The sequence below is a fragment of the Pectobacterium artocarpous genome (genome assembly GCF_046159765.1).
Classification (GTDB): Bacteria; Pseudomonadota; Gammaproteobacteria; order Enterobacterales; family Enterobacteriaceae; genus Pectobacterium.
In genome coordinates, this window is sequence record NZ_JBJXVK010000028.1 from 1 (window position 1) to 21,984 (window position 21,984).

General features: G+C 52.5%; 19 protein-coding genes and 2 pseudogenes. 7 read left to right on the plus strand and 14 right to left on the minus strand.

Annotated elements, in window-relative coordinates; genetic code table 11:
• Window positions 1-126: 126 nt before the first annotated feature.
• From ACKQAD_RS17065 to tamA, 3 genes are read right to left on the minus strand one after another with little or no spacing between them, the layout of a single operon-like run.
• Window positions 127-489, minus strand: a complete 363-nt coding sequence (locus ACKQAD_RS17065; RefSeq protein ID WP_409161230.1) for a gamma-glutamylcyclotransferase family protein — start codon at window positions 487-489, stop codon at window positions 127-129.
• A 2-nt stretch (window positions 490-491) separates the two neighbouring features.
• Window positions 492-4,553, minus strand: a complete 4,062-nt coding sequence (gene tamB / locus ACKQAD_RS17070; RefSeq protein ID WP_409161231.1) for an autotransporter assembly complex protein TamB — start codon at window positions 4,551-4,553, stop codon at window positions 492-494.
• On the minus strand, window positions 4,550-6,265 hold the full coding sequence (tamA, locus tag ACKQAD_RS17075; protein WP_409161273.1) for an autotransporter assembly complex protein TamA: 1,716 nt from the start codon (window positions 6,263-6,265) through the stop codon (window positions 4,550-4,552). Before tamA ends, tamB begins: the two co-directional genes overlap by 4 nt.
• A gap of 494 nt (window positions 6,266-6,759) precedes the next feature.
• Between tamA and msrA the strand changes: the two genes are divergently transcribed.
• Both msrA and paeA read left to right on the plus strand, forming a co-directional pair.
• A complete protein-coding gene (gene msrA, locus ACKQAD_RS17080) occupies window positions 6,760-7,398 on the plus strand; it encodes a peptide-methionine (S)-S-oxide reductase MsrA (RefSeq protein WP_409161274.1) in 639 nt (212 codons plus the stop codon).
• A gap of 150 nt (window positions 7,399-7,548) precedes the next feature.
• Window positions 7,549-8,874, plus strand: a complete 1,326-nt coding sequence (paeA, locus tag ACKQAD_RS17085; protein ID WP_409161275.1) for a polyamine export protein PaeA — start codon at window positions 7,549-7,551, stop codon at window positions 8,872-8,874.
• Window positions 8,875-9,012: 138 nt separating this feature from the next.
• Here paeA and ACKQAD_RS17090 read toward each other — a convergent pair whose 3' ends face one another.
• Window positions 9,013-9,219, minus strand: a complete 207-nt coding sequence (locus ACKQAD_RS17090) for a DUF1107 domain-containing protein (protein ID WP_005974755.1) — start codon at window positions 9,217-9,219, stop codon at window positions 9,013-9,015.
• Between the two features lie 347 nt (window positions 9,220-9,566).
• Between ACKQAD_RS17090 and ACKQAD_RS17095 the strand changes: the two genes are divergently transcribed.
• A complete protein-coding gene (locus ACKQAD_RS17095; RefSeq protein ID WP_409161232.1) occupies window positions 9,567-10,145 on the plus strand; it encodes a YtfJ family protein in 579 nt (192 codons plus the stop codon).
• Between the two features lie 146 nt (window positions 10,146-10,291).
• Here ACKQAD_RS17095 and cysQ read toward each other — a convergent pair whose 3' ends face one another.
• Complete coding sequence (cysQ, locus tag ACKQAD_RS17100) at window positions 10,292-11,032, minus strand: 3'(2'),5'-bisphosphate nucleotidase CysQ (protein ID WP_409161233.1); 741 nt, start codon at window positions 11,030-11,032, stop codon at window positions 10,292-10,294.
• A gap of 205 nt (window positions 11,033-11,237) precedes the next feature.
• On the opposite strand from cysQ, the gene ACKQAD_RS17105 reads away from it, so the two are divergent.
• Window positions 11,238-13,190, plus strand: coding sequence for a bifunctional 2',3'-cyclic-nucleotide 2'-phosphodiesterase/3'-nucleotidase (locus ACKQAD_RS17105; protein WP_409161234.1), 1,953 nt, complete (start codon window positions 11,238-11,240; stop codon window positions 13,188-13,190).
• Window positions 13,191-13,245: 55 nt separating this feature from the next.
• Here ACKQAD_RS17105 and ACKQAD_RS17110 read toward each other — a convergent pair whose 3' ends face one another.
• Together ACKQAD_RS17110 and ACKQAD_RS17115 are read right to left on the minus strand one after the other, a co-directional pair.
• Entirely contained in the window at window positions 13,246-13,431 is a 186-nt protein-coding gene (locus ACKQAD_RS17110) for a winged helix-turn-helix transcriptional regulator (protein ID WP_409161235.1), read from the minus strand.
• Window positions 13,432-13,466: 35 nt separating this feature from the next.
• Window positions 13,467-13,889: a DUF2502 domain-containing protein gene (locus tag ACKQAD_RS17115; RefSeq protein WP_409161236.1), complete on the minus strand. Its 423-nt coding sequence runs from the start codon at window positions 13,887-13,889 to the stop codon at window positions 13,467-13,469.
• Window positions 13,890-14,441: 552 nt separating this feature from the next.
• Here ACKQAD_RS17115 and ACKQAD_RS17120 point away from each other — a divergent pair.
• A pseudogene (locus tag ACKQAD_RS17120) lies at window positions 14,442-14,814 on the plus strand (DUF542 domain-containing protein); the annotation flags it as partial.
• Between the two features lie 23 nt (window positions 14,815-14,837).
• Here the strand turns inward: ACKQAD_RS17120 and bamJ are convergent.
• A complete protein-coding gene (gene bamJ / locus ACKQAD_RS17125) occupies window positions 14,838-15,458 on the minus strand; it encodes a BamJ family beta-barrel-assembly machinery protein (protein WP_409161237.1) in 621 nt (206 codons plus the stop codon).
• Window positions 15,459-15,815: 357 nt separating this feature from the next.
• On the opposite strand from bamJ, the gene ACKQAD_RS17130 reads away from it, so the two are divergent.
• Window positions 15,816-16,538, plus strand: a complete 723-nt coding sequence (locus ACKQAD_RS17130) for a LysM-like peptidoglycan-binding domain-containing protein (RefSeq protein WP_409161238.1) — start codon at window positions 15,816-15,818, stop codon at window positions 16,536-16,538.
• Here the strand turns inward: ACKQAD_RS17130 and ACKQAD_RS17135 are convergent.
• From ACKQAD_RS17135 to yjfP, 6 genes and pseudogenes are all read right to left on the minus strand, one after another.
• Window positions 16,535-16,897 (minus strand): annotated as a pseudogene (locus tag ACKQAD_RS17135) (DUF488 domain-containing protein). The gene ACKQAD_RS17130 and the pseudogene ACKQAD_RS17135 overlap by 4 nt on opposite strands.
• A 130-nt stretch (window positions 16,898-17,027) precedes the next feature.
• Window positions 17,028-17,480 carry a 50S ribosomal protein L9 gene (gene rplI, locus ACKQAD_RS17140; protein WP_010279043.1) on the minus strand — a complete coding sequence of 151 codons (453 nt, stop codon included), beginning with the start codon at window positions 17,478-17,480 and terminating at the stop codon, window positions 17,028-17,030.
• A 41-nt stretch (window positions 17,481-17,521) separates the two neighbouring features.
• Complete coding sequence (gene rpsR / locus ACKQAD_RS17145; RefSeq protein ID WP_005974788.1) at window positions 17,522-17,749, minus strand: 30S ribosomal protein S18; 228 nt, start codon at window positions 17,747-17,749, stop codon at window positions 17,522-17,524.
• 4 nt (window positions 17,750-17,753) lie between these two features.
• The gene (gene priB / locus ACKQAD_RS17150) at window positions 17,754-18,074 is read right to left on the minus strand and encodes a primosomal replication protein N (RefSeq protein ID WP_015841576.1); all 321 of its coding nucleotides are present in this window, start codon (window positions 18,072-18,074) and stop codon (window positions 17,754-17,756) included.
• A gap of 5 nt (window positions 18,075-18,079) precedes the next feature.
• A complete protein-coding gene (gene rpsF / locus ACKQAD_RS17155) occupies window positions 18,080-18,472 on the minus strand; it encodes a 30S ribosomal protein S6 (protein WP_005974793.1) in 393 nt (130 codons plus the stop codon).
• A 307-nt stretch (window positions 18,473-18,779) separates the two neighbouring features.
• Window positions 18,780-19,532, minus strand: a complete 753-nt coding sequence (gene yjfP, locus ACKQAD_RS17160; protein WP_409161239.1) for an esterase — start codon at window positions 19,530-19,532, stop codon at window positions 18,780-18,782.
• A 294-nt stretch (window positions 19,533-19,826) separates the two neighbouring features.
• Here yjfP and ACKQAD_RS17165 point away from each other — a divergent pair, with 294 nt between their 5' ends.
• On the plus strand, window positions 19,827-21,767 hold the full coding sequence (locus tag ACKQAD_RS17165; RefSeq protein WP_409161240.1) for a methyl-accepting chemotaxis protein: 1,941 nt from the start codon (window positions 19,827-19,829) through the stop codon (window positions 21,765-21,767).
• Window positions 21,768-21,984 lie beyond the last annotated feature (217 nt).

Here is a 21,984-nt window from a genome sequence, read left to right on the forward strand (position 1 = left end):
GATCATAAAACTCTATGCCTGTCTTGTTTTCTGGGGATTCCTCAGCCTTACGGGCTCAAAATATCGCACGATCAAAAACACCGCCTTACGCGGTGTTTTTATTTATGACGACGATGGACTGATTGGCTACTCGCCTTCAGCCTCATCTTCTTCATTACGCTTCAGCCAGTCACCGCTGGCTATACGCGTCAACCCTGCAACAGAGTGTTTGTACAGGTAGATCCAGGCACTGCCCAGAGGCGTGGAAATCAGCTCACGCTGATATTCGTGACCATCTCGTTTTAACGCATCCAGTTCCGTCAAAATCGACGAACTAATGCGATAAACCTCACAATGGATTTCGCCATCACCAGGAACCACTGCCGGATAATGGCCGAGATTGTACAACTCGAAACCTGCGAGCTGACAATCCCCTAGCCATTGCGCATTTGTCATCCAATGACTATTTCCCTGTTTGCGTCGTAAACTGCCGTAAACAATAATTCGCATCGCTAAAACTCAAACTGATAGAGCACATCTAATGCCTGGCTAATTCCAGACACCGCTTCCAAGTATAGCTTTGGCATCAGGCGATAACGCAGCGTTAACGTTGCCAAAGAATCGAATATGCCAACACCATATTTCACTTGCAGACCCGGAAGGACGTAGCCGCTAACGACAACCTGAGAGTTATCGCCAACACCCTGTGTATCCAGAGCTAAATTACTTACGCCAAAGGCCTCGCCGATTTTACCCACAACTTGACCACTTTGTGCAACCCCTAAACCAACTAACATTGAGGTCATTGCCGAGCTATCTGTTCCACCGCTGTCCAAACCTTGTCCACGCAGCAGATAAGAGAGCGCTTCCTGCTGCGACATGGCCGGATCGGAAAAGACTTCCAGCTTCGGCGTGGCGGCCATGCCGGTGACGCGCACGCCAGCGGTGACATCATCAGCGGTATTGTCTGGGTTACGAATGGCTTCGATATTCAGGATCGGCTGATCCGGCGGGCCGGAAAACAAAATCAGCCCTTTACGGACGATCAAATCCTGCCCATAGGCTTTAAAGCGGCCGGACGGAATATCGATTTGTCCGTTTAGCCCCAGTCCGCGCTCGTCCTGAACCATTTTCAGATCGCCCTGTAGGCGGGCAGCCAACCCGAACGCATCCAGTCGCACATCATTGCCGACGCGGATGGTGAGGTTGCTGTTAATCGGAATCGCGGCGCTGGCTTTTTTCAGCGGCTGTCCCTGAGCGTCCAGCATCACTTCATCCGACGACACCGCTACGGCGCTTTCCGGCATGTCTTTAACCACAATGCGCGCCCACGGAATACTAACGGAACCGTTCAACGCAAACAGCTGTGGCGTGGCTTCGAAAACAATATCTGGCGAAACATCCAGCCGCGCCATCGGTGGAACCGTCACGCGTAGCTTCTGGCCTTTCGCCGCGATCCGCGCACGCCAGGCATCAGGCCGCGACCAGTCGGCACTCCCGCCGAGGTTCAACTGCCCATTATCTGTCTTCAGGAAACCTTGTAACGTTGACGACATCCCACTAAAGTTCACCGCCAGCCGACCATTGGTCAAATCAATAGGCATCCAGTTGCCATCAATATCCAACCGTTCCAGCACTAGTTGGCCGAAAAGCTGAGGACGAGCCGCATCGCCTGCCAGACGCAGGTTCGCATTCAGTATACCCGCCGCTTTTTCACCTTTACTCAAAGCAGGGTTGAGCAACGCCAGCGAAATATTGTTGATCGTGACACTGCCGCCAAGATTGCGCCGCCCCTGAAGATCGCTGACCTGGATATCACCGCTAAAGCGCCCGTTCTCCCGGATCGCCATCAGCCAGCCAAGCTGTGCCCGCCCGCGATCGAACCCCGCATTCAGCGTAAAGGTGTCGAAATCAATCGGCAGCGTGTTGCTTTGCATCTGCTGACGAACGCTCACGCCGTTGCCCACCAGCGAGACTTTCGCCTGCGGTAAGCCTTGTCCCGCCTGCCAACTGATATCCGCGCCACCAGTGAACGTACCGGCCAGCACCGTATCCGCCGTCAGTAACGGCTTCAACATCGCGAGATCGAAGCGATTCAGTCGAATGCTCGCCTGCCCGCTCGGTCCGGCTTCAATCGCCTTCGGTACGCAGAGCTCTGCGTTCGGGTTACGCCAACAGTGCGTGCCGATGGTGATTTTCTGCTGCGTGTTCAGGTAATCCAGCGCCATGTCCTGCGTCAGACGCCATTCTCCCACCGGCGTGTCGAAGCGGGTATTGTTCAGCGTGCCGCGCCAGCGCTGTTCCTGACGATCGAAGCTGCCTGAAAGTGCCAACTGGCCCGCGACCGGCTCACCCAGCATGTTCAACCGAAGCTGGTGCTGTTTTTCATTGCCGCTGGCATCCAGCGTCAACAGCGCAATATTCAGGCCATCCTGCTTCAACGCTTCAAGACGTACAGCCAGTTTGCCCTGAATTTGCTGTTCGGAGCGAACATCGCCTTCCACTCTCACCTGGCTAATCGTCATCGCCTGCCAGCGCAGGCCGGAGGCGGTGATATCCGCCAGCATCTGCGGTTCACGCAGATTGCCGCGTAGCTTGAGTGTACCGAGGGCGCGCCCTGCCAGACCGGGCAACATGCCGTCTAGCGATGGCGCATTGATATCTGCATCCAACTGCCACTTGTCGCTCAGTTCGCCTTTGACGTTCAACTGGTTGCGGCCTAATGCCAGATTCAGCGCGGGTATTGTCCACTGACCCGCCGCGTTACCGCGCAATTCACCTCTGGCCGTGAGCTTATTCGCTTTCACGTTGCCATCCAGCCGCAGTTCAGGCACCTGCAACTGCCAGCTACCGCCATAGACGCTGCCGCGCGTTATTATCTTGCCGTCAATTTTCGCAGGCCATTCAGGCCACTGCTGAACGGTATTAATCCCGTTCAGCAGCAGCTCACTGCGCCAGCTAATCGCTTTGCTCCAGTCGATAAGCGCACTCAGATCGGCATTGCCCTGCAACGCCGACAGCCGCAGGCGGCTCAGCGTAAACTGCTGTTCGTTGCCTTTGCCATCCAGCAGCAGCGTCGCGGGGGGAAGATCCGCCCCGCTCAGATCGCCGCGCAGCGACAGCGCATAGTCGGTCGCTTTACCGTTAAAACGCAGCCTGACGTTACTGGCCTGATACTGCGTGGCGCCCGTCAGCGGCCAACGCACGCGCTCGGTTTGCAGCGTCAACGCCAGCGGCAACCCGGCTTCTGCCAGTTTGGTTTGTACATCCAGTTGAGCGCGCTGCGGCCCCGAGAGGTTCAGCGCCACATTCAACTGTTCGCGCAGGCCACCATCGACCGCTAGTTTCAGCGTTTCACCTTTGAGCGGTTCGACATTCAGCACGCCGTTCGCCGTCAGCGAGACAGGCCAGCTCTCGCTGAGTGTCGCCTCACCGCGTACATTCAATCCACCCTGCGGCGATTGCACGATCAGCTTATCCAGCCGCAAATGCTGTTGCTGGGTCGATGCCTGCACAAACAGGTTATTAATCACAATGTCCCGATCGCCCGTCAGTCGCAGTTGTTCACCGTGAATCTCAACGACGTTTAGATCCAGCGGCAACGTAAACTGCGGTAAATCAGGCAATAACGGTTTGGAGAACAGCTCCCTCAGGCGTTCCCCCAGCGGCTGTTCAGGGACTGTCGGCTTGTCAGAGGCGCTATCTGTTTTTGGCGTCGATGCTGTCGGTATCGGTGACGTCGTTGTGGCGGTCGCGACCGTATTATTTGCTTCTAACGCTTTATCGATTTGCAGCGTTTGATCGATATGAACGGTTTGCGATGAACCTTGTTCAGCGGCATCACGCACGCTCTTCGCGGTTTCTTTAACGACAGACGCCATTTCCGCCGCCGTCACTTTGCCATCTTCCAGCACGTCAACGGGGGTTTTCGGCAACGCCACCAGCAACGCGCTGATTTTGGTCGGCAACAGCGTCAGGGCGCGCCCTTCCCATTGCATACCCGTACGGAATTCACCCAGAGAAACCGCCGTGTCATCCACGGTAACCTGAACGTTACTGAGCGTTAGCTGACGCAGTAAAATCGGGAACGGCGCAGAGATTTCCGTTACTGGCGTCGAAGGCGGTGGCGGCGCTTCCTCCGCTGGCAAGGCGTTAGTATCCACGGCCACATCGACGCGGTTCGCTGACAGGTCATTGATGCACAGCTGACTTTTACGCAGACAGCCCAACGCGAGCGACAGATGAAACTCCTCGCTCTTTACCGTCACACCCGACATCTCGTAGCTAACATTTTTCAACGTTAAATCACGCCAGCCACCGCTCATGCTGGCAATCTCCAGCCCTGGCACTACGCGTGCGGCAGTATTCAACAACAGATGCAGTCCCGGCGTGGTGCCCACCAGTAGCCCCAGCCCAACAATGAGCAGCAATAAGAAAGCGATGAAGCCAATGCCAATCCTTTTCCACCAGCGCCCTTTGCGTACTGGCGGCGCCGGTGCATTATCTTGATCTTGCGCGACGTTTTCTTCTGTCACCGGATCCTGTGTTTTTTTTTCGTTTTTCCCATCCATCATAATTCAGGCCCCAGCGCGATATAGAACTGCACATCATTCTTCTTCTCTGCATCACCAATCGGCATGGCGACATCAAGTTTCACCGGGCCAATCGGAGAGGCCCAGCGTACACCGACGCCCGTGCCGGTCTTGAAGTTACTCTGTTTGATGTCATTCACTGCTTCACCTGAATCAACAAAAACCGCGCCCCACCATTTTCCCGTCACGTTGTATTGGTATTCGAGCGAGCCGGTCGCCAGCTTGGACGCACCGGTCAGTTTGCCATCGCTATCGCGCGGTGAAATAGATTTGTACTTATACCCACGAATGCTGCGATCGCCACCGGCAAAGAAACGCAGTGAAGGCGGAACGCGGGAGAAATTATTGGTCTCAATCCAACCCAGATTGCCACGCGCAACAAAGCGGTGTTTATCCGCCAGCGTACGAATCCAGACGTTTTGCGCCTGAACTACGGCAAAATCAATGTCCGATCCCCAGAGGGTGTCTGAAACATCGATGGAATAACGCTGTGTATCGCCCCACACCGGCATCAACCCACCGCGTTGACGGGTTCGGTTAATGCTGACACCCGGATAGATCAACATCGTGGTATCCGTTACGCTCGCCTGCGTAAAGTGGTCGAGACTCCAGCGCAGGTTAATCGCCCGTTGCCAACCGCTGGAAAGATCCCAGTAGCGGGCGACGTTCAATGTCGTACCATCCGATTTGGTATCGTTGAGATCTTCACGTTTGAAGCCACCTTGCAGCAGGTAATACTGCTCAAGCGGATTCTTCAGTAAGGGGATTTTGTAGCTAAAATCGAGCGATTGCTCCGGCGCAGACACGCTGAGGCTGCTTTCCAGACTGTGGCCCCATGAATTCACCCAAGGCTTATTCCAGGTTGTTTTAAAGCGTGGGCCAACATCTGTGGCATAGCCGACTCCGGTTTCGATACGGTTACGGGTTCGCGGCGTCACCACGGCTTCCAACGGAAGCACCTTGGTGCTTTTTGACTGGTCGAAATCGGGCGACACCACGACGGAATTAAACCACCCCGTCGCGGAGAGGCGGCGATTTAACTCACCGAGATCCTCACTGGTATACACATCACCTTCATGAAACGGCACCAGATTTTGCAGATAATCCTCGCGGATTTGTGCGCCCTGAAAATGTACGGCACCAAAGCGATAGCGTTCACCGCTATAGAAATCGATATCCCAAAACGCTTCTCTCTCTTCCTGCATCACGCCAAGCTGGCTTTTCTGGAAGCGCGCATCGAAATAGCCTTTGCGTAATGATAAACCGTTCAGCCCGCTTTTAAAACGATCGAAATCGCCGTGGTTCAGCACCGAACCGATTTCGGGGCGATCGTCTTTAACCAGTTGCTGGTAATCTTTATCGTCGTGAGCACCACCGTGCAGGGTGATATTCACCCCGGCAATTTTTACCGGCTCACCGGGCGTGACGGTAGCAATCAGTACGGGTCGCCCGCCATTAACGGCAGGGCGGAATTCGAAACCGATCTGTGGATCGTAATAGCCGAGCGCACGCAATCCCTGACGGATCGCTTCATCGACGCGTGAGCGGAAACGCCCATCGGCATTCACCTCATCGCTCGCAATGGTGGACAAACGTGCCCGCACATTTTTTTGTAATTGCCCTTCCAGCCCCATGACTTGCAGGCGCACATTCGCCGCCTGGCTCTCCGATGCCAACATGAGCAGCGCGCACATCAGGCCAAGAAAGCGGTACCGTGGCGCACCACAGCCAGCAAAACTGTTTTTTTGTCCCGCTATGCTTTTTTGCCCGATAACGCTTTTTTTTCCAATGAAACGGTTCTTTGAAGTGAAACGTCTTTTTGCAATGACACGTTTGTTTGCAATGAAAGTAGTCACTGAGCTCCCTGATAAATCAGTCTGTCGCCTAAAATCTATAGCATGGCTTTTATCACTTCGCCCGCCGCGTTGACGGCCGCTACTGTACGCTTACCTGGCAACCCGCCACGTAGCACAGAAATCCCCTACCAATGCCGTATTATCTTAGTAATAAATACTAATTTTTCATCTTAAGAATATATTTTCAACTATAAACATCAATATGGGGAATTACAGATAAACATTACCTTAACATTAAACACCATTAAGATATAAAGACAGGTCAATGCTTCTTGGTTATGCTCTCCATGAAAGCGGGTTATTTACCCAGTTTAGCTGGAGTTAACAACGTGATGAATTCGATTGATAAAATGCAGCGGATCACTCAATCCGATGCTTTACCGGGACGTTCCACCCCGATGCCAGTGGCCAGACTTCATGTCGTTCATGAGCATTCCATGACGCATGTGCCGGATCACATGTCCGTGGCAATTTTTGCGATGGGCTGTTTCTGGGGAGCCGAGCGCCTATTCTGGCAACAGCCTGGCATCTACAGCACTGCGGCGGGTTACACTGGCGGTTACACGCCCAACCCAACCTACCGTGAAGTGTGCAGCGGGCAGACCGATCATGCCGAAGCAGTGCGTGTCGTTTTCGATCCAGCGGTTATCAGCTACAACCAACTGCTGCAACTGTTTTGGGAAAATCACGACCCCGCGCAGGGTATGCGTCAGGGCGGTGATATCGGCAGCCAATATCGCTCCGCTATCTATACGCTCTCCCCCGAGCAAGAAGAGGCCGCACAGGACAGCCTTCAGCGTTTTCAGCAGGCGATGAGAGAGAACGGTGACAGCCGCGCTATCAGCACAGAAATCGAGCCTGCGGGACCGTTCTATTATGCGGAAGACGACCACCAGCAATACCTGCACAAGAACCCGAACGGCTACTGTGGGCTAGGTGGCATCGGCATCTGTCTTCCACCTCCGCGTTGACCACTGGCGGTAATTTCACCGCTCCTGCTATAATGCCCCCCAACCGGGCAGATCGTTGCCCGGTCATATACCTTCAATAACGACCATAATGTGTTCACCTTTCTGAGGATCGCTGCGTCAATTTCGACTCATGCGAAAACGTTAAAAATGATGTTAAACAGTCTATTGCTGATTCTTTGTCTCATTGCCATCAGTGCATTCTTCTCGCTGTCCGAGATCTCGCTGGCGGCATCCCGTAAAATTAAACTCAAACTGATGGCCGACGAGGGAAATATCAACGCCGATCTGGTACTCAAGTTTCAGGAAACGCCGGGCATCTTCTTTACTGTGATTCAAATTGGCGTCAACGCCGTCGCGATCTTGGCTGGTATCATCGGCGATGCAGCATTTTCCCCGACGTTTTCCATTCTGTTTGAACGCTTCATGTCACACGAAGCCGCAGATAAAATCAGCTTCATTTGTTCATTCGTCCTCGTCACCAGCCTGTTCATCCTGTTTGGCGACCTCACCCCGAAACGCATTGGTATGATTGCACCGGAAGCCGTCGCGGTCCGCATAATCAACCCCATGCGCTTCTGCCTGTTCCTCTTCCGTCCGCTAGTCTGGGTATTTAACGGCCTGGCTAACGTTATTTTCCGCCTGCTCAAGCTGCCGATGGTGCGTAAAGATGACATCACGTCCGATGATATTTACGCTGTGGTGGAAGCTGGTGCGCTGGCTGGCGTACTACGTAAGCAGGAGCACGAGCTGATTGAGAACGTGTTTGAGCTGGAATCCCGCACCGTACCATCTTCCATGACCTCGCGTGAAAGCGTGGTCTATTTCGATCTACACGAACAGGAAGACAGCATTAAAGAAAAAATTGCCCAGCAGCCGCACTCAAAATTTTTGGTCTGTAATGGCCATATTGACCAGATCGTCGGCTATGTCGATTCCAAAGATCTGCTGAACCGCGTATTGGGCAACCAGAGCCTGGTACTGAGCAGCGGCGTCCAGATTCGTCCAGCGCTGATCGTGCCGGATACGCTGACGCTGTCTGAAGCGTTGGAAAGTTTCAAAACGGCGGGCGAAGATTTCGCGGTTATTCTGAACGAATACGCGCTGGTCGTCGGCATCATCACGCTTAACGACGTGATGACCACCCTGATGGGCGATCTCGTCGGGCAGGGAATGGAAGAGCAGATTGTCGCACGAGATGAGAATTCCTGGCTGGTTGAAGGCGGTACGCCGATAGAAGACGTCATGCGGGCGCTAAATATTGATGACTTCCCGCACTCCGGCAACTACGAAACCATCGGCGGTTTCATGATGTATACGCTACGGAAAATCCCGAAACGTACCGATGCGGTGCGCTTCTCAGGCTATAAGTTTGAAGTAGTGGATATCGACAGCTACAAGATCGATCAGCTACTGGTGACGCGTCTGGAAGACCGCCCGATTATCTCATCCAGCGTGAAGATTGATAGCGACGATTAATCGTCAGAAGACATGTATGACAAACCTATCTGCGCAAGCCGAACTTACATGGTCGTACTTGCAGCGTCTTTACGATCTATCCGTTAGCAGACTTTATCAGCAACCAAAACGGCCCGCTACGGGCCGTTTCTTCATCATTCATCCCATCTCAGCCTGAAGCCGGATGACCTGGCGATTCACTTCAGACATCACCAGAAGATGCTGCTTATCCTGTTTCTTTGGCAGTAGAATTTTGCCGTAGTCGAACTCAAAAGCACCAACCCCTTTTATGTACAGCCGCCCGCGAAACAGGGTTTTCACATATTTAGCGACTTTCAAAGGATTGTAACGTTCGAAGATCCTCATCGTTTTACTCTCCCGTTTTATTTTTCTACGCTCTCCCTTTCACCAACATGGCTGAGGTTCTGGAGCGCTAATGAGATAACGGATACTGCTAATTAGTACTATAAAACGGTATTTAGTTCCCCACTATTCAGTATTCTTAACTGCTTTTACAGATTTTTACAGAACAGTGTTTAGTAAACCCTTAATCATTAGTATAAACCTTCAAAAATAAGGGTTTTATGCTCCCAGGCACAAACCGTTTTACCGCGAAGCAGGACAGACCAGTTTCCTGAATCTACGCTTATTCCATAGCCTGCCATTTTCCATAATAAGACATGGCATTGGGCTCCCACACAGAAGGAAATACCATGATAAAAATACGCAACCTGCTCTTTGCGCTCTCTATCACGCCTTTGTTAGGGCTTGTCTCACTCTCTGTCTCAGCCCATATGCTAGTGCTCAACCAATTGGTTCCTCCCGTTGGCGTCGCGGACAGAGGGGAACTTCAGTACCTTAATAATCAGTTTAGTTATAAAAACTGGAACAGTGCGCAATTGCCCGGAAAAATACGGGTAATACAACACATCGCTGGCCGAACCTCGGCCAAAGAGATGAACAACCCGCTCATCTCCGCGTTAAAGGCCGCTAACCTACCGCACAATTATTACCAAACGACGACAATCGTAAATACCGACGATGCCATCATCGGCACCAGCATGTTTGTACGCAGTAGTCTTGAGGACAACAAGAAAGCCTTCCCGTGGTCGCAATTTATTGTCGATAGCAACGGCAATGTGCGGAAAATCTGGCAACTACAGCCACAAAGCTCGGCTATCGCAGTGCTAGATAGACAAGGGAAAATCCGTTTCGTGAAGGATGGCGCGCTGAATGGGCAGGAAGTGCAGCAGGTGATGTCCCTGCTGCGTCAGTTGCTGGAAGAGAAGTAGGGGCGATAGCTCGAAAGTGGACGTTATTAAGACCAAGATACACGGAGCGAACACGGTGTGAGGCATCCCTACGGGAACCTCTCACCGTGTTTATCCTAAAAAATAGGCTTAAGCGCTCAACAATATGAGCCATCGCACTAAAGCAGTTAAAACAGAGAGACGCGAAAACCGGGGTTGAGGAAAGATTCACGAGGCGTGTAAGACAGAGTTTGCCCCTGCCAATCGTGAATCTGCGCCCCGGCCGCTACCGCCACCGCATGGCCCGCCGCCGTATCCCAAATGTTCGTCGGCCCGAAGCGGGGGTAAAGCTGCGCTTCGCCTTCCGCCACCAGACAAAATTTTAGCGATGACCCTATCGCCACCGTCTGATGCTCGCCCAGTTGGTTGAGGTAGTCCTTTAATTCACGATCGGCATGAGAACGGCTGACCACCACCAGCGGCGGATGGGCCTGCTTCACCGTAATTTGCCGACACTGGCCGTTCTCTTCTTTCCAGGCTTTACCTGCTGCCGCAGAATACATCACGGCCGTAACCGGTACATAAACCACACCCAGCACAGACTGACCATTCTCGATCAGCGCAATATTCACCGTAAACTCACCGTTGCGACTGAGAAACTCTTTGGTGCCGTCCAGCGGATCGACCAGCCAATAACGCTGCCAGTGCTGGCGGATTTCCCATGCGGGCGGATCCTCTTCTGACAGCACAGGAATATCAGGAAACGCCGCGGTCAGCCCATCCTTAATGACCCGATGCGCCGCCAGATCGGCGGCGGTCACTGGCGAATCATCTTTCTTGTGCGCAACATCCACAGGATGTTGACCTTCGTAAACCTGCATAATGGCAGTACCGGCATCGCGAGCCAGTTGGCAAACAGTTTCTAACATGATCAACCTCGTCGTTATCGGTTACGCGTAACGCAGACTTCATCTCTGTCATTCATTATACATCTGTGAGGCAATCTACGATTATTGCCATTATTGATGTCATCCTCAGTATTTAGAGACGATAATCACTTTAACTTCATCATGATATGAAAGACACCCGCCGATCGCCTCACGCGTCGATAATCACCGCACAAGGAGTTACGCAATGAAGCATTCACTGGCACTCAGCCTGCTTGCTACGCTGGTCGCCACGACCGTTCATGCCGCTACCGTTGATCTACGGGTATTGGAAACCACCGATCTGCACAGCAATATGATGGATTTCGATTACTACAAGGATACACCAACCGATAAGTTTGGTCTGGTGCGTACCGCCAGCCTGATTCACACCGCGCGCGAGCAGGCCACCAATAGCGTGCTGGTTGATAACGGTGATTTAATCCAGGGTAGCCCGTTAGGCGATTATATGGCTGCAAAGGGACTGAAAGCAGGCGATGTGCACCCGGTTTATCAGGCGATGAATACGCTGGATTATTCCGTCGGCAACATCGGTAACCACGAATTCAACTATGGCCTGGATTACCTGCACAAGGCGCTGTCAGGGGCAACATTCCCTTATGTGAACGCCAACGTGCTGGATGCCAAAACAGGTAAGCCACTGTTCACGCCTTATCACATTGAAAACAAAACGGTTACGGACCGCGACGGTAAACAGCATACGCTGCGCATCGGCTATATTGGCTTCGTCCCACCACAGGTCATGGTGTGGGATAAAGCCAATCTGACAGGCAAAGTCACCGTAGAAGACATCACGGAAAGTGCCAAAAAGTGGGTGCCGGAAATGCGTAAGCAAGGGGCCGATCTGGTCATTGTTATCCCCCACTCCGGCCTGTCTGCCGAGCCGTACAAAGCAATGGCGGAAAACTCGGTTTACTATCTCAGCCAGGTTCCGGGCGTTGACGCGATCATGTTTGGCCATGCGCACGCCGTTTTCCCCAGCAATGATTTTGCCAACATCAAAGGCGCAGACATCAAACAGGGAACGCTGAATGGCGTGCCTGCCGTGATGCCAGGGCAATGGGGCGACCACCTCGGCGTCGTCGATTTCACCTTGAATAACGACAGCGGCACATGGAAAGTGGAACAGGCGAAAGCAGAAGCCAGACCGATCTATGACAAAGCGCAGAAGAAATCACTGGCGGCGGAAGACGACAAACTGGTGAAAGTGCTTTCCGATGCACACCAGAATACGCGCGAGTTTGTCAGCAAACCGATCGGCAAATCCGCAGATAACATGTACAGCTATCTGTCGCTGATTCAGGACGATCCTACCGTGCAAATCGTCAATAATGCCCAGCGCGCCTATGTGGAACACTTTATTCAGGGCGATCCCGACCTGGCCGATATTCCGGTGCTCTCCGCCGCCGCACCGTTTAAAGCCGGTGGGCGTAAAAACGATCCGGCCAGCTATGTCGAGGTAGAAAAAGGCCAGCTCACCTTCCGTAATGCTGCGGATTTGTACCTTTATCCAAACACGCTGGTGGTGGTGAAAGTCAACGGGCATCAGGTACAAGAGTGGCTGGAGTGCTCTGCGGGCCAGTTCAAACAAATCGATCCGAGCAAACGTGAGCCGCAGTCCCTACTCAACTGGGACGGCTTTCGCACGTATAACTTCGACGTGATCGATGGCGTCAATTATCAGATTGATGTGACACAGCCTACCCGCTATGACAGCGAGTGCGCGTTAATCAACGATAAAGCACACCGTATTAACGCACTGACGTTTAACGGCAAACCGATCGATCCTAAAGCGACCTTCCTGATCGCCACCAACAACTACCGCGCCTACGGCGAGAAATTTGCCGGCACAGGAGAGAAGTTCGTGGCTTTCGCCTCGCCGGATGAAAACCGCTCCGTGCTGGCTGCCTACATCAGCGCGGAAACGCAAAAGTTGGGAGAAGTGAAGCCGCAGGCAGATAACAACTGGCGTCTGGCACCCATCGTCAGCGATACGCCGCTGGATATCCGTTTTGAAACGTCGCCATCAGAGAAAGCCACGGCGTTTATCAAAGAGAAAGCCCAGTATCCGATGACGTCTGTCGGTAATGATGAAACGGGGTTTGCGGTTTATCGTCTCGACCTGCAACACGCTAAATAAGCGCACAGGCCTTGTGTACGCAGGTTCCTGCTTCGGTGGGAGCCTGATGGCAGTGTTACAACGGCTCTATCGCATTATTTGCTGCCGCATCAAACTTTTTCTGGAAAAGCGGCACATTATCCATGTTCTGCTCTGCCCAATACGTGAGTTCGGCAATCGGCTTAGCTAACGTTTTCCCCATTTGGGTCGAAGTATATTCCACCGTCACGAAAACCGTCGGGAGCACCAGTATCCGACGCACAGGCGCCGCCTTTTCGCGGCGCTTTTTTTATCTGACTAGTCGCGGAACGATTCTCGCCCATTGCGGTAGTCACCATTCCCCCGCTCATGCCCGCGCCGATCCCAATCACCGCGACGTGGCCCACGATCGCCCACGTCGCGAGGGGGATCGAAACGGCGCTTGTCATAATCACGTCTGTCTCGCTGACTCTCACGCCACCAACGAGCATCGCGCCAGCGCCAGCCATCCCAATAGTGACCGTGCCGGTTACGTTCACCGCGGTGGTAACCCCGGTGCTCCTGCCACCAGCGCTCACTACGCCAGTCATAGCCATCCCAGTAATTACCTTGTCTGTCACGCTCACCGATATTCAACGTAACGCCGGGCATCAGCTCAATGCTGGCCCCCTTAGCCTCTGGCGCTGGCATAACCACAAACATTCCCATACACAGGGCACTGATGACGAGTGGCTTAAACATAGGGTAACTCCTTGCTCACCGCGACTGCGGCCTGGCAAAGATATACGAGGAATTGCTCTACGCCACTATCAGATAAGTGCGCATTTTCCTGATTTTACCGTTCTTAACATTTTGCTAACGCCAACGCGTGCTATTCATCCCCCGAGAAACTCATTAAAAAATTTAATAAAAAATGCTGTAAAACACGAATTACCCCAGAATAATTCATTAACATAGGGAATAAATATTAGAAATATTCACCTAAAGGTTAATGCTTACTCTCAGGATATCCGTCATTCACATTGCCGCCGCGCTAGGCGCGGATGAAAACGCGATACTCTGCGAACAGGTATGCTCACTGGCAGCTCTCGCCCGGGTGCTTGAATTCGTGAATGCAGAATGCTTGTCGCTTATAGAAGTTGTCTTGCCGAAAATGGATATTCCCGCGTTATTGCAAACCATCACACAATCGCTTGAGAACTGTAATACCATCTACCTCGTAAGCGGTATATTCAATAAAAAGATGCAGTTAAAAATACAATTTATAAACTGTATTTGTTGAGAGGCATCATCATGGCATACCGCGATCAATCACTGGGTGAGTTGGCTATCACGATTCCGCGACCAAACTCTTTTGTGAACTCAATCTGGACTTCTGTGGCGGCGGTAAGCAAATGCTCAACCGCGCTGCGGGCAGAAAGCCGACTGCCCGCATGGTCTGACAAACCAACTGACCGCGATTTATAACGAGCTGTCTCAGCACATGATGAAAGAAGAGCGTATCCTCTTCCCCATGATCAGCCAGGGAGTAGGCATGAATGCCGCGGCACCGATTTCAGTGATGGAGCATGAGCACGATGACGCCGGGCGTGATGTGGAAGTGGTCAAAGCACTCACCAAGGGTGTCGTACCACCGGAAGTTGCCTGTAGCACCTGGCGCTCACTGAGCGCCTTTCTTTTGTCTGGAGATTACAGAATTTCCAGCAGTTCCACTTCAAAAATCAGCGCGCTGAACGGCGGAATAGACGCACCCGCGCCACGTTCGCCATACGCCAGATTGTGCGGAATATAGAGTTCCCACTTGGAACCGACAGGCATCAGCGTCAACGCCTCAATCCAGCCAGGAATTACGCCGTTTACCGGGAATTCAGCAGGTTGACCGCGTTGAACAGAGCTGTCGAACACGCTGCCGTCAATCAGACGACCGGTATAGTGTACCCGTACGCGATCCTGACGAGCCGGGATAGAACCTTCGCCCTGCGTCAACACACGGAATTGCAGACCAGACTCCGTGCTGTTCACACCTTCTTTCTGCGCGTTTTCAGCCAGGAATTGTTGCCCTTCAACTGCCAGCACCTGTTGGCGCTCGCGACGTACCGCATCCGCACGCTCGTGAATTTCACGCAGCGCACGATGAACCACATCCACAGGTACCGCAGGCGCATTACCTTCCAGCGCATCGCGTAGACCAGCAAGCAGAGCTTCTGGGATCAAGCCTTCAAGACCTGATTCCTGTAACTGTTGACCAACTTGTAAGCCGATGCCGTAACTTGCCTGCGCTTCGACGCTATCAAAAGAAGGAGTTGTCATGGATGTTCCTTTTAATCTGTAAAAAACTGAAAGCGCAGCATAACAGCGACGGGGATTGGGGTAAAATCCTGTGTGCAGGTAATCACGTTAACCGCATACCAGCCCAACCGTTCTGGTAACCTGGCCTATACTGGTAATTCTACTGTTTCTGGCTCATCGGTTACCTTAATCATCAACGCGTTAACTGGTCAGCTCATGCAGATTATCGGTATACTGGATTGCGCTATTATCCTGATACTGTTTTTATGCCAACGCCGCTTTTCTACTGATAGCGCGCAATGGCAGGCATAGCGTTACTAATGACGTCATTTTTATATGATGCCGTTTTTATACTGAACTGTAGTAAGAGAGGTCACCATGGGCAGAATTGCGCCCAGGAAGCGGAAAACCACCTGGGATTATCAAACGTTAGTACGCTTCTGCCAGCGAATTATCCAGCGGCAGCCCTCAAATGCTGTAGCTGTAGCCGTAGAGAACGACGGTGAGAAGCGCGAAGATCAGGAACGCCCATCTGCCCCAGCCTTCCGTGAGCGTGTGGGTGACATGCTGCAAAAAATCTGGCATCTGCCCGACGGTTATCACTGGATGGAGCCCTTGCCGCTCCTACACCGCCGTTGGATTTTAATCGCTATCACACTGCTGCTGATCGTATTGCTTTGGCCCTACAGCCCGCAGCACTCTCAACCGGCTCGAACCACGCCCGTCCCTCTTACTCAACAGGATAATCAGGCCGCGATGCAGGCCGTGATTATTGAAAATCAGCCTGCAACGTCACATCAGCAGCCTGAGACAACACCGCCACCGGCACAATCGTCCGCACCATGGCGACAATATGAGATTGCTTCAGGGCAAACGCTGGCGCAGCTCTTTCGCGATAACAATCTGCCCGTCAGCGATGTGTTCGCGATGGCACAGGTAGAAGGCAGGGATAAGCCGCTCAGCAATTTACGGGCGGGTCAGGAAGTTAAATTACAGTTGAATGCGCAAGGCATGGTCGCGGAGCTGGAAATCGAAACCACAGCGAACCAGACGATTCGATTCACCCGCGGTGCAGACGGCGCCTTTACGCGTACTCGCTAACGAGCTAGCCGTTCCAATAGGAAATCGCGCAGAACAATAGCATGGTTGTGCTGCGCGTTTTTTACAGCAATAAAGCAGCGTGGTGACTTGCTTTTGTTCAAGCAACGTCAACAGCCTGTCGCACGCCGTCCCCTGCGCTAATTCATTACGATAATAATCCACAAATTCCATCCAGCGTTGCGGCTCGGCGTGAAACCATTTCCGCAGCTCGCTGCTCGGCGCGATGTCTTTAAACCACTCCCCCTTCCAGCCGCGATTTACTGATGCCACGCGGCCACAAGCAGTCAATCAGTAAAGTGGGAGAAGAGAAAGGCGCGGGCGCGCCATAGACGCGGATCAAGGTGGATTAAATCAGACATGCGGCCTGCGGCCTCATTTTTTAGGTATAGGTAATGATAGGCCATTTCCTCATCCCTAAAATGCAAAACGCTGGCACAAGGCCAGCGTTTCACATGTTAACTAAAGTGTTAATTCGACGATAAACGTAAATTACGCTTCAGCAACAACAACGACATTCAGCTCAGCAAATACATCGCTGTGTACCTGGAAGCTCACTTCGTGCTCACCCAGAGTACGCAGAACGCCGTTCGGCAGGCGAACTTCGCTCTTAGCAATGTCAACACCGGCAGCCGTTACCGCATCAGCGATATCGCGAGTACCGATGGAACCGAACAGTTTACCTTCGTCGCCTGCTTTAGACGCGATGGTAACGCTACCCAGTTCTTTGATCTTAGCGGCGCGAGCTTCAGCAGCTGCCAGAACGTCAGCCAGTTTGGCTTCCAGTTCAGCACGGCGTGCTTCGAAGAACTCAACGTTTTTCTTGGTTGCCGGGACAGCTTTGCCCTGTGGAACCAGGAAGTTACGAGCGTAGCCCGCTTTAACGTTTACCTGATCACCCAGGCTGCCCAGGTTTGCTACTTTATCAAGCAGAATAACTTGCATTACCTTATCCTCTCAAAGTCTCGTTAATGGACAGTGGCCGATTACTGATGACGGTCAGTGTACGGCAACAAAGACAAGTAACGCGCACGCTTGATAGCGCGGGCCAGCTGACGCTGGTATTTTGCACGAGTACCGGTGATACGGCTCGGAACAATCTTGCCGCTTTCAGTGATATAGTTTTTCAGCGTAGCGATATCTTTATAATCAATCTCTACAACGCCTTCCGCGGTGAAACGGCAGAATTTGCGACGACGGAAATAACGTGCCATATGGCTAGTCTCCAGAATCTATCAATTCAATCTGCTCGGCATGTAACACTATCTTGCTCAAGCCATTGCGCCCTTGATGGCAGCTAATGAACCCGTGCACGGTAAGTTGCGTGCCGACCGTTATACTGTGGGTAACTGCTTGTGACGAGAGTCCGCTGACAATCACGGGCATACGACACCATGCTTGCCGACTCAATCCGGCTTCCTCCTGCGTCGAGCGGTGCTCAAGCACAAACTGACAGTGAGGAATACCTGACGGGCTGACTTTACGAATGGGCGTCTTGCACACTGTGCCGGACAACACCAGACGATTTACCGTCACCACAACAATTACTCTTCAGAATCCCCTGCATCCACATCATCGCCAGCTTCAGCGAAATCTTCACGACGCTCACGGCGTTCGTCTTTCGCTTTCACCATTGGAGATGCTTCAGTTACCGCGTGCTTAACGCGCATAACCATGCTGCGGATAACGGCATCGTTAAAGCGGAAGTTTGTTTCCAACTCATCGATCGCTTCCTGCGGCGCTTCAACGTTCAGCAGAACGTAGTGAGCTTTGTGCAGTTTGTTGATCGGATAAGCCAACTGACGGCGGCCCCAGTCTTCCAGACGGTGGATCGTGCCCTGCGCACCAGTGATGGTAGCAGTGTAGCGCTCGATCATGCCCGGAACCTGTTCGCTCTGGTCAGGATGAACCATAAATACGATTTCGTAATGACGCATCGAATTGCTCCTTACGGATTATTCAGCCTCCTGTCTGGGTCAACCGCGGCCCGTGGAGGCAAGGAACGTGTATGTGTGCGGCTGAAAAAATGACGCGTAAGTATAGTGCCCGACATTAAAGAACACAAGGGAGAAACACAGAATGCCGATCGTTTAAGCATCGAGATACACGGGGCGCCCACAGGGGTGAGGCCTCCCTACGGGAACCTCCTCCTGTGTTTCCCCTAATAACGGACTGAAGTGACCAGGATTAAGGAAGAGACGCAGGCGTTTTCTGCGTGGCGATATTTACACAATCGGGACAGGATTACAGCGTTTGCCGGAAGAAATCAGCGCCCGCCCGAAGCGCTGTTGGGGTAATGCGATGCCCCACGCCCGGCTCGGTCAGATACGTCAGATGGGCCAGTTTATCGCACGCCTGTAATGCCTGATAAAGACGAACGCTTTCTGCCGCCGGCACGACATCATCTGCTTCACCATGCCACACCAGCAGCGGTCGATTGGACAGCGCGTCCAGACGCGTGGTGACATCATAATCCGCCAGTTTGATCGCTAGTGCCTGCAACACTGCCTGATTTTCCTCACGATCGGCTGGAACTGGAGGAAACAGCGCTGACGATAGCGTAGAGAAATAGCCGGAACCCATAAACGCCGCGACCGCAGTAATCCAGGGATAGCGCGCCATACAACCCAGCGCGCTCATTCCACCGAGCGACGCGCCGCAAACACCGATGCGCTCCCCATCGATCAAGCCACGCTGCCGATATTCCGCCACATAGCCAGGGAGTTCTTCAATATTCGCTTGCAGAATATCCCAGAAGTGACGCAACCGCTGCGCGTCATCCCCGTCGTAGCGCGCGCCGTGCATGGCCGCATCGGCCAGTATCACCCGAAATCCAGCCTGAGCTAACGCATAGCCAAAATACGAATACACCTCTTTTGACGAACAGTACCCATGGAAGAAAAAAATCGTCGGTAACGGCTGATCTCTTTTTCCCGTCGGCACCGCGTGAATCACTTCAATACCGCTAACGAGCTTATCCAATGACATTTCGACCATATTTCCCTCGTGTTCAGTTCTGTCAGCCTATTTTTGTGTAACGAAATCGTATTTAGCAGAAAGGAGACGTCCTTTTACGATAAACCGACTCACCGCAATCTGCTTACCTCCACGTCGTCATACATTCCGTGCTGGTTTAATTGACATATTTACGTAAATAAAAAAATTACACTGATCCAGATCAATAACCGAAATGAATGTTTACACTCCGTGATTAATTTTTTTTCATTTACTGCCGTTAACGCTTGTGAAACACGATTAAAAAACAACCTTTTTATTATAAGAGACACACGTATGTTGGGACTTTCTTTTAAACACTGGGGCCTGGGTATCAAGTTATCCGTCATTGCTTCACTAAGCGTGGCGATACTTTTCATTGCGTTCACCTTATCCCTCACCCGCTCCGCAGACAATCAGCTCAAAGCCCTGACGCTCAATAACATGCAGAGCCAGGTGAATGGCGTCACCGACATGATCAACATGTACAATACCAGTCTACAAGCCGAGGTCAGCAACTATACGCGGCTACTGGCGAGCTTTCTGCCGACGCGATTTTCGATGGATACCGTTAACCGCACGCCTTTCGGCAACACATCGCAGCCAACGCTTAAGGCTGGCGATACAGTCTTGAACCTCAACACCGAAGTGCCGGACGACTTTCTGAGCCGTACTCACGCGATCTCAACGATTTTTGTCCGTGATGGAGACGATTTTACGCGCGTCACCACATCACTGAAAAAAGAAGATGGATCGCGCGCAATGGGCACCAAGCTCGATCGTGAAAGCCCAGCCTATGCGCTCGTGATGAAAGGTGATACCTACAGTGGGCTAGCAACGCTGTTCGGCAAACAGTACATCACCCAGTATCAGCCGATACGCGACAGTGCCAGCAAGGTTATCGGCATTCTGTTCGTCGGTGTCGACATCACGGAGCAGTTTACCGAGATGCAACAAACCATCCTGAACAAGAAAATGGGTGAAACAGGCCATTTTTTTGTTCTTAGTACGAAAAAAGGAAAAGATGAGGGAAACTATCTTTACCACCAAAGCAATGCTAACCAGCGCCCTGACTGGTCGGAAGGTGCGTTAGAGAAAGTGCTGGCAACCGGTAATGGTACGATCGAATACGACAACAACACGATGACGGGCGAAGAAAGAACCCGAATCATGGTGTATCGCAGTATTCCACAGTGGAACTGGATTGTTGCAGGTACAGTGAGTAAAGAAAGCTTAATGGCTGAGATTAATCACACCCGTAACCTGTTTTTAGGCGGCGGCATTATTCTGGTTCTGCTCTTCGCTGCATTCTTTGTCGTGCTGACGCGTAAATGGCTGAGCCAGCCGCTGGTTGAAGTCGTCAAAGTGGCGGAACAGTTTTCTGCCGGCAACCTGACAGCAACGCTCTCCACCGATCGTACCGACGAAGTAGGTCGCCTGATTGATGCCATTAACGGCATCGGACAGGGACTGACCACCATTGTGTCACAGGTGAGAAACTCGGCAGAAGAAATCAGCACCGCGACCGATGCGCTGGCTGCCGATAGCGAAAACATCAGCGAGCAGATTGCCCGCCAGGCCAGCAGCGTCGAAGAAACCTCTGCCAGCATGGAGCAGCTCTCCGCCAGCGTGAAGCAGAACGCCGACAACGTCTCTGCCGCCAAAGAGCTGGCAGAACAGGGCGCAGCAGCGGCACGTAACGGCAGCCAGACCGTCACCGACTCCGTCTCCACGATGAGCGACATCAAGAACTCCTCACAGCGTATTGCCGATATCACGACGGTGATTGAATCTATCGCGTTCCAGACCAATATTCTGGCACTGAATGCAGCAGTTGAAGCCGCTCGTGCGGGTGAGCACGGCAGAGGCTTCGCCGTGGTTGCTGCGGAAGTGCGCGCGCTGGCGCAGCGCAGTTCTACCGCCGTGAAAGAGATCGAAACCCTGATTGATGAGTCGCTGGAGAAAATCGAAGCAGGTTACCATTTCTCAGAAAAAACGCAGGCGGTAATGGACGATTTACGCAACCGCATCCTGCAGGTCAGTACCATCGTGAACGATATCGATATCGCGTCACGCGAGCAGTCCGCCGGTATTGGTCAGGTCAATATTGCGATTGTACAGATTGGTCAGGCAACACAGGAAAACACCGTTCTGGTCAACAATTCGGAAGACACCGCGCAAGGTCTGCGCCAGAAAGGCCACCATCTCAGCGAACTGGTCAGCGTCTTCCATATTTAAAACCCGTGAGATATCCGCTTTTGTGCCGGAATTTTTATCCTATCGCGCAGAAGCGGAAAAGCACGATCATGGCCATCGTGTTGCAAATATTGCACGATGGCCACCACTTGAGCATTATGCCGGCGTTTTTTCACCCATCCCCCACACTGACAAAGGAGACGACATCATGACAACCATTACTCTGAGTCTTTGCAGGACATCTCGGGACTCATTCCGC